The following is a 13,455-nucleotide window of genomic DNA, read 5'->3' on the forward strand; positions in this document are numbered from 1 at the left end:
GAGATAGGGAATTATGCTTATAAAGAACGGAAATATTTTAAACTTTCAAGCCGGCGGATTTGTTCGGCAAGATATTAGAATTATTGATGGAAAAATAACCGAAATTGCAGAAACATTGGATGCCGATAAAAATGAAGAAATTTGTGATGCTTCAAATAAATATATAACACCGGGACTGATTGATGCTCACAGTCATATTTGCATTAGTGAAGAAGGCCGCGGAGCGATCGGAGATGATTGCAATGATTATAGTGAAGCAGTTATGCCGTATCTTGATACAATCGATGCAATATATCCCTTCGATTCTGCTGTACAAGAAGCAACTGCTCACGGGGTAACATGCGCTTGTGTATGTCCCGGTAGCGATAGTGTAATTGGAGGAATGAATAGCGTTATCCAATTATATGGTAGAACAGTTGAAGAGATGTTGATAAAACGGAAAGCCGCAATAAAATGCAGTTTCGGCGAGAATCCGAAAAAGGCCGGATATGTTTTTAAGTCGAGAATGGGAAACGCGTACCTTTTGCGTAAATGTATAGAAGAGAGCCTTGATTATAAATATAGAAAGGACGAAGCTTTGAAACGGGGCGATTATTTTAAGCGGGATATAGGAAAAGAAAATATGCTTTTAGCAATAGATAAAAAGATTCCGTTCCATGCTCATGCGCACCGTTGTGACGATATATGTACAGCTATAAGAATATGTAAGGAATACGATATTGATTTGGTTATCATCCATTGTACCGATGGAGAAGCTATAATCGATCATTTGGCTGCACATAAATATCCTGTTATTCTTGGCCCAACCATGTACCCGCGCTCAAAATTGGAAAGCATGTCCAGAAGTTTTAAAACGGCAGGGATTTTAAATAAAGCCGGCATAAAAATATGTATTACAGCAGATCATGATGTTACGCCAATATATTATTTATCGGTTTATGCAGCGCAGTCCGTTCGCGCAGGCTTGGATGAAATTGAAGGTTTAAAATCTATAACAAAGAATCCTGCTGAAGTATTGGGCATTGATGATAGAAAAGGCGAAATTCTTGTAGGAAAAGATGCAGATGTGGTAATTTGGTCAAAACATCCGTTTGATTATGATACGAATGTTGAAACTGTATATATTGCAGGAAAACCTATAAGGGGTCGCTAAAAATATACCCGAGTTTTTAGCGATATCTCACAGTATAATCAGTGTAGTTCTAATAATGGAGCGGCTATGATACAGTTTAAGAATAAGCTTCTTAATATTAAAATGCCTCATACTTATGTGATATTAGGTATTATTCTGTTATCGGTTATAGCACTTGCATATATTATTCCGTCTGGAGAATTTGATAGAGTGCTGGATGAAAGTTCGGGAAAAATGATAATTATTCCCGATAGCTTTCATTATGCGGAGGGTATAAAGCCTCATTTCTTTGATATTTTTTTGACGCTTCAAAAAGGGTATGTCAGTGCAGCCGGAATAATGTTTTTAATGATTTTTGCTTATGGTTATGTATATCTGTTGATTGATAACGGAACATTAAACAGTGTGATAAATATTCTTATAAAAGCGTTGGGTAAAAAAACATATTTGATTATTCCTGTCGGTATGCTCATCTTTGGCGTCCTTGGTTCAACGATGGGAATTTATGAAGAAGTATACGGTATGGTGCCTGTCTTTATAGGGATTGTTACTGCCTTAGGATATGATGCCGTAGTAGGAGGCGCTATAGTGTTTGTCGGAGTTGCTACCGGATTTGCTGCAGCTACGACAAATCCGTTTTCAGTAGGTATTGCGCAAAGTATTGCCGGCATCAGTATGTATTCCGGGATTGAATATCGAATTTTAATTTTTATTGTATTTGAAGTAACGGTTATTTTATATCTACTGCAGTACGCAAGAAGAGTAAAAAAAGATCCTAAAAAGTCTATTTTATACGGCGAAGAACGGACGCTTATTTTCCCTTTTAAACAGAAAGAAGCTGTTATAACAGTAAGACAAAAAATTTGTTTGATGTTGTTTGTTTTTACAATCGCTATGTTGCTTTATGGGACAACCAAACTGGGATGGTATATTAATGAAATTGCGGCGATGTACCTTATGATGATGATTATAACCGGAATAACTTCAGGATATTCGACGGATAAAATATGTAAAACTTTTATTAAATCGACTCAAAGTATGGTAGGCTCTATGATGGTTGTAGGATTTACCAGAGGTATTGTATTGGTAATGCAAAATGCAAAAATATCCGACACAATTGTTTACTATTTATCGAGTATTTTATACGGACGAACAAAATATATATCCGCCATTGGGATGCTCTTTATTCAGAATATAATAAATTTTTTTATTACCGGTTCTTCAAGTCAAGCTGCAATTACAATGCCTATTATGACTCCCGTCGCCGATATTATACATTTAAGCCGTCAGACAGCCGTATTGGTTTATCAATTTGGAGACGGTTTCTCAAATATGTTTTGGCCTACAGCATGTGCTGTTGAATGCGGTCTTATGGGGATACCAATAAATAAGTGGTATAAATTTATGGCGCCTTTATTTTTGATTATGATAGTATTGCAGATTATCTTTGCCGCTCTATCGGTTTTGGTGTACGTTTAAATCTATTGTATACTATTAAATACAACAGATATAAGTCTTATTCCCCAACGGTAAAGGTTGTTCTGCAAATAGTGTGAAAGGGGCATCCCATACAATCGTGCCATTGTACGGCTGCCGGTTTTCTAAAGTCTTCCATACCGACCTGTTGCGCGTACGCTTGAGCAATTTGTAAAAAAGCCTGAATCGACGGTTCAAATTCTTCCCTCGTTTTAGAAGAACGGGCACTTCCCTGAGGTATCACCTCTTTATCGTTGACGATGTACTTTCTCTCTTCTTTCGTAATACCGAGAAAAAAAGCATGGAGTACTTCTTGTTTCAGTCTATTTTCTGCAAGGAAGATGTACATCGGCATTTGGAAATCTCGCATAGCTTCCGAGGTATAGTCTGTAGCGGACGGAACCTTGCCGGTTTTATAATCAATGATAACGGCGCGGCCTTCAGCTTCCTGATAGGCGATGCGGTCTACGAGCCCGTGATAAAGGATGTCTCCGCTCCGGTACTGCAGCTTGCCTTCCATTAAATACGGCGCATAGCCGTCCAGCTTTTCCGCATCGAACGTAAGCACAAAGTCAACGCTTTTTAAACTGCGCTTTTTAATCGATTCGATAAAAGGCGCGGCGAGCGGCCCGCGGAAATCGGTTTGGCTGTGAACGGTCTCATTAAATATCGATTCAGCCCACTCCCTATAATCGGCGAGATGCGCAGAGATAAACACCCTATCGTTTTCCCGTATACGCTGATAGAGCCGCTCCAAAATACGATGACAAATGATACCGATATAGCGCGGATTGAAAAGTTCCGCATCAGTGTCTTCTTCGTCGATGGAAAGTGCCGACGACAAAAACCATTGAGCCGGACAGTCGGAAAAAAGATGTAAGCCGCTTTGACTGATGCGGAATGCCCCGTCCGTATAGTGTCCGTCTTTGAGCTTTTCAGAAAGTACCGGTAGGCTGCCGTTAAAAGGTTCGGTTAAAAAGGAAAAGCCGCGTTCTTGTTTAATACCTGCGAATTGTTCAAATCCCGCTTTTTGTACGGAATACAGCGCTTCCGGCGCAGGTTCTTCCCGTTTAAAGAAGCGATATTCCTGCAAAAGAGAGTCGCTGTCATTCAGGTCGGGACGAGGAGCAAAGGCGGTAAAAATACCATTGCTGACGGTAAAGCCCGAAAAGGTTTGTTCGGAAACGGAAAAGCGCACTGTGCCGTATGTTGCATACACCGCAAAAAAGGCCTGCGTTGCATCTTTTTCGACAACGCCGAGTTCTTCCCGTTTGTCTTTCCGTAAGAAGGGAAGTTTTTGATAGATCACCCTGCTTGCCTTTTGGTTGCAGTTGAGGACAAAGTGATGCGCAAAGGGCGTTGCAGCCGCGACTCTAAACGGAAAGATACTGACCGCTCTTCCGGTATTTTGCGGTACATAGATTTCGCGGGAAAGTTGGGCGGTAAAAAAGCGATAGGGTTGTGCAGGCAGACAGTCGGTAAAATCCTCTTCAAGCTGTACCAATTCCTGCATAAGCGTGATACAGCGGCCGATGACGGCATTATCTTCGGCTGAGAAGCCGTCGGGATTCAGATACTGCGCTCTAAAGAGGATATATTGCCGTCGCATTTCAGAAAAGCTTTGAGCCTGCACGAACCGCTCCGCAGCCTTCATAAAGGGGATGAGCCACTCTTTTGCCTGCTCTTTTTCGGCTTGCTCTCCCTCAGCACTGCTATGGGGATTATACGGGATAGGGAGTTTAAACGCCTCCTTCCAGACGTTTTTATAGTGTCCTTCATCCTTCCACGAAACGAGACAGTTGTTTTTTATGCCGAAATTGATGAGCGCTTGTATCTGCGCGGGATGCTTCCACGGAATATGAGGATTGAGCAGCAGCGGTTTAAGGCTTTCAAACGAGTAATGTTCCTGTACGCACTGTTCAAGCAACGGAAAGAGCTGCCCCGCCTGCTGTTCGCCGAGTTTAAACCCGAGCCGAAATTCAGCAGGGATATTCCGCAATGCAAACTCCCGCTTGAGATACGGTACGGTATCTTCAATACCGGCAATGCTGAGCGCAATGTCATCGGCGGGAACTCCGGTTGCCAAGAGCTGCTCAACAGCGAGCGCGGTTGAACGAATCTCTTCCCGCATGGTGCCGAATTGGATAAGCGGCGTTGTTTCCGTTTTAAAGGCTGGGGAGGGGAGTATCGACAGTTCCGGCCGTTCTTCCAATAGACTGCAATACTCGTCAAAATCTTCCATTAATTCGGGATAGAGTAAAATGTACTGTTGTGCATGCGGGATAAATTCCGCCCCTGCCCACGAAGGTTCAAAGAGGCGGTGCGCATCCAAAAATTCCGTATATGCTTTTTTCAAAATCCGTAAATCGGAGAACTCGGCGTCTTTACCGGCTTTATGCTGCGCCGCGCGTTTTTCCCAGTGATCCAACTGCGGCAAAATACCGGCAATCCATTGCGCAAATATAGCGCCGTCGGCTGCGTAATCCGCCGGGATGATGTTCTGTAGAAAGGGCTTTTCCGCCGCAGCATTGTCGGCTGCAATATGATGCGCAAAAAGCAAGCGGATAATCTGAGACGCCGGATTTTTATTTTCCGCTTGAGCGATACAGCACTCCGCCTTAAAGGCATCCCATGCGATAAACAGTTCGGCAGGAACTGCTGCAAGGCCGGTCAACGCAAGCGCACGATGCATCCAAAGCCGAGCCGCAATCCGTGACGGAAACACAAAACAGGTGCGGGCGTCCGTACCGTAGCGGCGGATACAATCTTCTATAGTGGAACAGCCGGATATGATGCGCATAATAACCTCTTAAATATGTGAAGCTTCTAAAAATCTAACCGACTTTTTAGAGATGCCTATGATCTGGTTTCTATCAGCGATGAAAGCTCAATAATGTATTATACACAAAAAAATCGGATTGAGCATCTCTTAAACGCAATTAGCGGTTTGCTTTACTTTTGCCCGGCAGGATAGTATAATATCCCCATCATACCGCTTTTCCATCGTCTGTAAATTCAGTGATACATGAGAACGGAGGGATGAATAAATGCACAAATTTTATTTTATATTTCTTCTTTGTTTTTTCTCTGCGATTCCCTGCTTTTCACAAGAAACGGCGCTGCAGTCCAATGATACGGCGGAAGTCGAACACCGAGAACATGATACGAGCAGCGGGCAGCCGAACAATACTGCGCCATTGCAGAAGAAACACGCCGGATTTGACGAATATCTTTTTGCGCCGACTGCCGGCATGGGTATCGGTTTTGAGCTTTCTACATCAAAAAATACATTGGAACTTCCGTTCGTCTTAGGCCCTTCAATTAAATTCGATATGCAATTTTCCCTTAGATCCGGTTTTTCGTTTTTACTCTTAAATGAAGTATTTTTTCCGCTTGCCTACACCGCAACAAACAAGGATTCTGCACAAGCGGGTTATATTCCGGTGTGGCATGGCGGGGTATTGTTCGGATATACCCACGGAGTAAAAACCGATTTGGAAATTACGGCAGCAGGCGGCTTGGGGGTGATGTTTATCTTACCTGAACTCGTAACTCAATTAAGTATTTCAAAATTCTTTACCGAAAAATACGGACTGTATTTCACATTAAATAATAAATTTGTTTTTTTACCTGCGGCTTTAGCAGATGATGGAAAAATGCAAGTGTTGAGTACTGTAGGTGCCGCCTTAGGAGCGTCCTTCCGTATCTATCCCAAAGAAAGATCGGTTACAACTCAGCCTACGGTAAAATCTAAAAAACAGCGGAAGCGGGCTTTTGAACAGTATGTATTTGCACCGTCATTTGCTTTATCAACGGTATTTTTAGGGATACCGCCGGATTTGTATATCATTATGGGACCATCACTTAATCTTGATATGATTTTTACAAAAGAAAAATCCGGGTTTAGTTTTTTTATCCATAATAATACGGCGGTGTGGTTTACAACCTATCCCAAAGACCCTGATGAACCGACACCGAAATTGGTATCTTTGCCGCTTACTCTATTTCATTTTATGTTCGGGTATACTCACGGTAGAGGCAGTAATTTTGAAATCTCCGCGGGTATCGGCCCGGGATTTGCGCTTTCTCCTGCTCATTTTTTCAGGCCGGTCACACTCATGCCTACTGTCAGCACGGAAATTGCATTCACAACATATTTTCCAAAAAAATACGGGTTATATGTTTCGGCGCTTAACTCGTTTATATTTATTCCTTTCGGTTCATACAGGGGGGCTGACGGAAAAAGAAAAACAAGCTATTTATTTATCGATATGCTCAATATCAGCATTGGACCTTCGTTCCGCTTATAAGGAACCGTTCATTTTCTACGCCGATACCGGTGCACAAGAAACTAACGGTCGTTGTTGAAAATAAGGATAGTAATGAACTAAGGTTTATGTGTACCGGCAAACAGTTCGTCTTGCAGCAGGGGGAAATGGTGATGCTGCATTTTCGGTAAACGATAAACGCCGCTTGCCATCACAGTAGCTGCAAACATCAGCAATACGGCTTATCTCTGCACGAAAAGCCGAAGTTGATGAGGAGGCAGAATATTATGAAAACTATGACGCTCGATGAAGTTAAAAATCTTCCGCTGCTTACGGAAGAACGGCTAAACGAAATCAAAAATTTTCAAAATACTGATTTTTCGGACTGCCCAAAGCAGACAAAAGAGGAGCTTAAACAATTCCGCCCTTATTATGAGCTTCATGCAACATTACAAAAACGTAAAAACCACACTGTACAGGTTAGTATTGATAGTGACATAATAGAAGCGTTACAGATTGAAACTCAAGAGTACCAACCACGCATAAATGCTATCTTACGGAAAGCTGTTTTTGGATAAACCATAAGGAACGAGGCACGAATAATCGACCTTTGTTGATTACAGCTAAAGGTCTCTCTAAAATCAGCTTTAGCTTAGAAAATGGGTATACTGATAGCAAAAATCGCTGAGGGTACCCCCTCTTTAAAACCTGCCCATCTATGCTATAATACAACAAGAGAGGAAACAGCTATGACTACGGCAAACAGAAAATATAAAGATTCGGTTTTTGTCGATCTTTTTGCAGAAGACGAAAAGGCTAAAGAAAACTTTTTATCGCTATATAACGCTTTGCACGGAACAAATCTGCAAATGTCTTGTCCTGTAGAAAACATAAGGCTCGATAATGTTATGTATATGAACATAATCAACGATGTTTCCTGCCTTGTCGACAATAAGATTATCGTTCTTGCAGAACATCAATCCACCATAAACGAAAACATGCCTTTGCGTTTTTTAGAATACATAGCAAGGCTCTATGAAAAACTTCAAGCTCCGACCGATAGATATTTAAGAAAGCTGTCTAAAATACCTACGCCGGAATTCTACGTTTTCTATAACGGCAAGGAAGATTACCCTGAAACTACAGTTCTAAAGTTATCTGATGCGTTTATAACAAAACCAGAAAAAGTGCCGCTGGAGCTTGAGGTAAAGGTATATAACATAAATAAGGACAAAGGAGCAGAAGTATTGAGCCGCTGTAAACCGCTTGAAGAATACAGTCTCTTTGTTGAAGAGGTAAGAAAACAAACGCAACTTGATCCTGAAAATGGCTTTACCAATGCGGTAAAGATATGTATAGAAAAAGGAATCTTAAAAGAATACTTACAGAGAAAATCACGGGAGGTAATAAATATGTTAGTAGCCGAATATGATTACGATACGGACATCGCAGTACAGAGAGAAGAAAGTCTAAGAATTGGAATACAACAAGGAATACAACAGGGTATTAAGCGAGGCTTTTCCGATGGAGTAATAAAAACAGCTTTAGCTTTTAAGAAAATGGGTATACCGATAGCAAAAATTGCTGAGGGTACAGGGCTTACTCAAGCGGAAATAGAAAAATTATAAACATGTTACTAGCCGAATATGATTATGAAACCGATATAGCCGTACAACGAGCAGAAGAACGGGAAATAGCCTTTGCCGAAGGCATTGAACAAGGTATATCTCAGGGAGCCTATCAAACCAAACTTGAAACGGCTAAGGCTTTTAAGCAGTTTGGTTTTGATATTGATAAAATAGCTGAAGGAACAGGCCTTTCCATTGAAGAAATAAAGGCTCTATAAAAATCAGCTTTTTGCAAATAGGCGGAGCAGATGCAAGGAGTTAGGCAAAAAAGTACCGCAGGTCTGTTGAACAGCGTACATCCCTGTCCGTTCTGCAGATGCTAAGAGATGACATGTTTTTAATTGCCGGTAAATGTGCTATGCTTATTTTGAGCGGCTCCAATAAAGCCGTTCAAAAATGCTGCCCGCCGAATATGGTTATAAAACCGATAGAACCGAAGCAAGATGTTTTAATCCATTCCCTACCGGCTTTGCAGGGCATCTTCTCTTTTAGGAAATGCCCTGCACCCAACTAACCGTGAGCCTTGCCGTTGCCAAGTAAAGCAAGGGATGTAGCCTGAGGTCGTTGTTGAAAATAAGGATAGCAATGAACTAAGGTTTATGTGTACCGGTAAACAGTTCGTACTGCAGCAAGGAGAAATGGTGATGCTGCATTTTCGGTAAACGATAACAGCCATTTGCTATCACAGTAGCTGCAAAGACGACCAAGCTCGCAGAGTTTAATGAAACGGTAAAGTGTGCTATACTGCTATGGGATGGGTAGATAAGGAGCATTCTATGAACGATATAATGATGCGGCAATACAATATGCTTTCAAAGGAGCTGCAGCAGGAAGTGCAGCATTATATTGAATATTTATTTGTAAAAATGAAAAAAACGAATAGACAACATATTGTAACAATACCTCAGCAAGAAAAAAATAGAGCTTATGATGCCCTGATACAGTATGCTGGTTGCCTACCGCCGGATATTGATTATAAACAAGAAGCTATAGAATTTGCGGTTACGAAATATGAAAGTCTTACTTGATACAAATATTTTGGTTGATTTTCTGGCAAAGCGTCCTGTTTTTTTTAATAATGCACAAACTATTATTAAGAAATGTAAAGATAACGAAATAACAGGAATTGTAGCAGTTCATACTATTTCAACGTTTATTTTCAGCCGCTCAAATAGCGCGGCTAAAAAACACGTCGAGTTTGCTTGCTGCAAACTCGCTGATTGTACGTACGCTATCGCGTACCAATTCAGCATCCTCCAAAATTGATATTTTGTTCGGCTGCTGAATTTTAAGGAACGTTATTTTATATCTTAAAGAAGTATATTCCGGCAGAGAATGTACGAGAAATTTTTTGCAATTTATTCGAAATCATTGAAATCGGTAGTGCAAATAAAGAAAGCATTTTAAATGCTTTAAAGAATAAAACATTTCCTGATTTTGAAGATGGTTTGCAATATCAATGCGCATTAGAAGTGTCGGTAGATTGCATTATTACACGCAATCAACATACCCCGACGCAAGCGTCGGGGTATGTTGTTCTCATAAGGTGGTTGCAGTCGGCTTTAATACCCTTTGTTACGACGCAAGCGTCGGGGTATTAAACCCTCCGCACGAATAAAAAAGATTTTTTTGGGTCAAAAATACCCGTGTATACGCCGGATGAATTTTTAGCATAAAGCTTTGGGTAGGTTAACTAAAAAAGCCTGTTCTTCCGCATAGGAAAAACAGGCTTTTTGCATCACAGCTTAAAAAATTACAGGCTGCCTTTTGCCGCTTTAACCGCTTCGGTCAGCATCGGCAGTACCTTGAACAGGTCTCCTGCAATACCGTAGTCGGCTACACCGAAGATCGGCGCATCAGCGTTCTTGTTGACCGCGATGATGTACTCGGAATCCTGCATACCGGCAAGGTGCTGAATTGCTCCGGAAATACCGACTGCCACATAGATGTGCGGATGTACGGTTTTACCGGTCTGTCCAACCTGATGGTTTGCATCCATCCAGCCGGAGTCAACAACGGCACGGGAAGCTCCGACAACGCCGCCGAGCGCCTGAGCCAAATCTTCTGCCAGTTTGATACCCGCTTTGGGGTCTTTACCAATACCGCGGCCGACGGAAACAACGACGTTTGCTCCGATCAAGTCTACGATATTCTTTGCTGTTTTCTTGATTTCGAGGATATCAACGCTGATATCGGCCTTGGAAAGTTCAACTTTCGGCTTTTCAATTACGGTCTTTGCCGCTTTTGCCGAATCAAAATCCTGCTTCTTCATAACGCCGGGACGCACGGTTGCAATCTGCGGGCGGAAGCGGGGACACACAATCGTTGCCATCAAGTGACCGCCGAAAGCCGGACGGGTCATCTTCAAGTTGGTATTTACCTTAAAGGGTGTCTTTTCGACATCCATCGTCGAGCTGGTGCGGAGGAATTCCTTGTATTTTTCCGTATCGACGTCAAGGTGCGTGGTGTCGGCGGTCAATCCGGTATGGAGCCGTGCGGCACAGCGGGGGCCTAAGTCGCGTCCGATGGTTGTTGCACCGATGAGGAAAACCTCCGGTTTTTTATCCTGCACCAATGCGGTAATCACTTTTGTATACGCATCGGTTGTATAATCGGCAAGAAGATCGTGCTCGCAGTAGTACACCTTGTCGGCACCGTAGCCGCCGAGATTCTTTAATGCATCTTCTTTAATACCTTTTCCAAGTACAACGCCGCAGAGTTCGCCCTTTAATTCATCGGCGAGCTTCCGGCCTTCGCTCAATAATTCAAACGAGGTGTTGAGGATTTCTCCGTTGCGCTGTTCACAAAATACCCACACGCCTTTGAAGGCTTCAGTGTCTTTGCTATCGTAAGCCATTTGTACATTCTCCTCCTTCATTAAATGATATGTTTTTCTGCCAGCATTCCGACGAGCTTTTCACAAGCGGCTTTGTCGGCGCCTTCCATCATCGTACCGGCGCCCTTCTGCGGCGGGGTAAAGGACTTGTATACGTTTGTCGGAGAACCTTCCAAACCGATCGTGTCTTTATCGATGAGCGGATCGTCCTTCAAGGTTTCGTAATTGTATACCTCATACGGCTTTGAGTAGCATTCCATAATACCGCTGACGCTCATATAGCGCGGTTCATTCAGCTCTTTAATACAGGTGATAAGACAGGGAGTTTTTACCTTGAGCATCATATAGCCGTCTTCGAGCATACGCTTTACCGTCAGTGTGTTGCCTTCTTTTTTAATATCAGCTGCGTAGGTGATCTGCGGGAGATTCAGTTTTTCAGCGATCTGTGGGCCTACCTGTGCGGTATCGCCGTCGATTGCCTGCCGTCCGCAGAATACAACGTCTTCCTGTCCTACACCGACGCGGCGTACAGCTGCTGCCAAAATCTGGCTGGTAGCATACGTATCGCTTCCGCCGAACTCACGGCTGGAAACCAGTACCGCCTTGTCAACGCCGCGCGCCAACAGCTCACGGAGCATGCTTTCTGCAGGGGGCGGCCCCATCGAAATAGCGACAACTTCACAGCCGGTTTGATCTTTCAGTTGCAGCGCCGCTTCAATCGCGTTTAAGTCATCGGGGTTGGTGATGGTCATCATCGAAGCGCGGTCAAGCTGCCCGTTTTCTTTGACGGCAACTTTTCCGGATGTATCGGGAACTTGTTTTACACAAACAATAGCTTTCATCTGTTCTTGTCCTCCTTAATTGACGCCGAGGTTTCCGGCAATAACCATGCGCTGAACTTCGCTCGTGCCTTCGTAAATTTCCGTAATCTTTGCGTCGCGCATCATCCGCTCAATCGGGTAGTCGCGGGTGTAGCCGTATCCACCGAAGAGCTGCAGACAGCGTCGGGTTACGTCGCTTGCGACCTCAGCCGCAACGAGCTTTGCCATTGCCGCTTCTACGGAATAACGAATATTGGGATTTTCGTTGGCTGCCTGTTTCTTGCATGCTGCCGCATAGACAAGATACTGAGCGCCTTGAGTGCGGGCTGCCATATCCGCAAGCTGGAACTGAGTGTTCTGCTGCTGGCTGATGCGCTTTCCGAACTGGACACGTTCTTTTGTATATTTGATGGTTTCTTCGATAGCGCCTTCCGCAATACCGAGCGCCTGTGCTGCGATACCGATACGTCCGCCGTCAAGGGTTGCCATAGCGATGATAAAGCCGCGTCCCTGTACGCCGAGGAGGTTTTCTTTCGGCACGATGCAGTCTTCAAATACCAGCTCGCAGGTGGAAGATCCGCGGATACCCATTTTCTTTTCATGCTTACCGATGGAGAAACCGGGGAATCCTCGTTCTACGATGAATGCGCTGATTTCTTTCATAGAACGACCTTTCTTATCTTTTACCGTGCCGGTTACTGCGATAACGATAAAGACGTCGGCATAGCCCGCATTGGTGATAAAGATTTTGCTGCCGTTTAACACCCAGTGATCGCCGTCAAGCACTGCGGTTGTCTGCTGACCTTGAGCATCGGTTCCGGCGCCCGGTTCGGTTAACCCGAAAGCACCGATCTTTTTACCGGCGGCTAAATCGGGTACATACTTCATCTTTTGTGCTTCCGTTCCGAAGTGCATAATCGGATCGATACACAGTGAAGTATGCGCGGAAATGATAACGCCGGTTGTTCCGCATACCTTGCTCATTTCTTCCACACACATGGCATAGGTTAAAACGTCAGCCCCCTGTCCGCCGTACTGTTTCGGGACGGGAATGCCGAAGAATCCCAGCTTTGCCATCTTTTTGACATTTTCTTCAGGAAATTTTTCCTCTTCGTCGACTTCGGCAGCGAGCGGTTTTACTTCGTTTTGCGCAAAATCGCGAAACAGCTGCTGCGCCATGAGCTGTTCTCTGCTCAACGTAAAATCCATGTTGAATCTCCTTCGTTATATTGATTTTTATTAAAAATCTCTACTTTATATAGAGGCTTTTCTATAGTATAATAATGACCTACGC

10 protein-coding genes and 1 pseudogene are annotated in these 13,455 nt (G+C 43.4%); 7 read left to right on the forward strand and 4 right to left on the reverse strand.

Annotation, left to right across the window (positions count from 1 at the left end; genetic code table 11):
* Positions 1–13 precede the first annotated feature (13 nt).
* On the forward strand, positions 14–1,153 hold the full coding sequence (locus E4N69_RS10005; protein ID WP_253823725.1) for an amidohydrolase family protein: 1,140 nt from the start codon (positions 14–16) through the stop codon (positions 1,151–1,153).
* A 66-nt stretch (positions 1,154–1,219) separates the two neighbouring features.
* On the forward strand, positions 1,220–2,611 hold the full coding sequence (locus E4N69_RS10010) for a YfcC family protein (RefSeq protein WP_253823726.1): 1,392 nt from the start codon (positions 1,220–1,222) through the stop codon (positions 2,609–2,611).
* A gap of 37 nt (positions 2,612–2,648) precedes the next feature.
* Here E4N69_RS10010 and E4N69_RS10015 read toward each other — a convergent pair whose 3' ends face one another.
* Positions 2,649–5,408: a PD-(D/E)XK nuclease family protein gene (locus tag E4N69_RS10015; protein WP_253823727.1), complete on the reverse strand. Its 2,760-nt coding sequence runs from the start codon at positions 5,406–5,408 to the stop codon at positions 2,649–2,651.
* Positions 5,409–5,655: 247 nt separating this feature from the next.
* On the opposite strand from E4N69_RS10015, the gene E4N69_RS10020 reads away from it, so the two are divergent.
* The 5 genes and pseudogenes from E4N69_RS10020 to E4N69_RS10040 all read left to right on the forward strand — a co-directional run bounded on the left by E4N69_RS10020 (position 5,656) and on the right by E4N69_RS10040 (position 9,532).
* Entirely contained in the window at positions 5,656–6,918 is a 1,263-nt protein-coding gene (locus tag E4N69_RS10020; protein ID WP_253823728.1) for a DUF2715 domain-containing protein, read from the forward strand.
* A 245-nt stretch (positions 6,919–7,163) separates the two neighbouring features.
* The gene (locus E4N69_RS10025) at positions 7,164–7,454 is read left to right on the forward strand and encodes a BrnA antitoxin family protein (RefSeq protein WP_253823729.1); all 291 of its coding nucleotides are present in this window, start codon (positions 7,164–7,166) and stop codon (positions 7,452–7,454) included.
* Between the two features lie 171 nt (positions 7,455–7,625).
* Positions 7,626–8,504, forward strand: coding sequence for an Rpn family recombination-promoting nuclease/putative transposase (locus E4N69_RS10030; protein ID WP_253823730.1), 879 nt, complete (start codon positions 7,626–7,628; stop codon positions 8,502–8,504).
* Positions 8,501–8,722, forward strand: a pseudogene (locus tag E4N69_RS10035) (hypothetical protein); the annotation flags it as partial. The gene E4N69_RS10030 and the pseudogene E4N69_RS10035, both read left to right, overlap by 4 nt.
* Before the next feature lie 558 nt (positions 8,723–9,280).
* Positions 9,281–9,532: a hypothetical protein gene (locus E4N69_RS10040; RefSeq protein ID WP_212565530.1), complete on the forward strand. Its 252-nt coding sequence runs from the start codon at positions 9,281–9,283 to the stop codon at positions 9,530–9,532.
* A 725-nt stretch (positions 9,533–10,257) separates the two neighbouring features.
* On the opposite strand, the gene acrA is transcribed toward E4N69_RS10040, so the two are convergent.
* Genes acrA through E4N69_RS10055 form a run of 3 tightly spaced genes read right to left on the reverse strand, consistent with a single transcriptional unit; the run spans position 10,258 to position 13,370 of the window.
* Complete coding sequence (gene acrA, locus E4N69_RS10045; RefSeq protein WP_253823732.1) at positions 10,258–11,361, reverse strand: acryloyl-CoA reductase electron transfer subunit beta; 1,104 nt, start codon at positions 11,359–11,361, stop codon at positions 10,258–10,260.
* 20 nt (positions 11,362–11,381) lie between these two features.
* Positions 11,382–12,182, reverse strand: coding sequence for an acryloyl-CoA reductase electron transfer subunit gamma (gene acrB, locus E4N69_RS10050; RefSeq protein WP_253823733.1), 801 nt, complete (start codon positions 12,180–12,182; stop codon positions 11,382–11,384).
* A gap of 15 nt (positions 12,183–12,197) precedes the next feature.
* Positions 12,198–13,370 carry an acyl-CoA dehydrogenase gene (locus E4N69_RS10055; protein WP_162664174.1) on the reverse strand — a complete coding sequence of 391 codons (1,173 nt, stop codon included), beginning with the start codon at positions 13,368–13,370 and terminating at the stop codon, positions 12,198–12,200.
* Between the last annotated feature and the right edge of the window lie 85 nt (positions 13,371–13,455).

Origin of the sequence: Treponema sp. OMZ 906 (genome assembly GCF_024181185.1) — a bacterium.
Classification (GTDB): Bacteria; Spirochaetota; Spirochaetia; order Treponematales; family Treponemataceae; genus Treponema.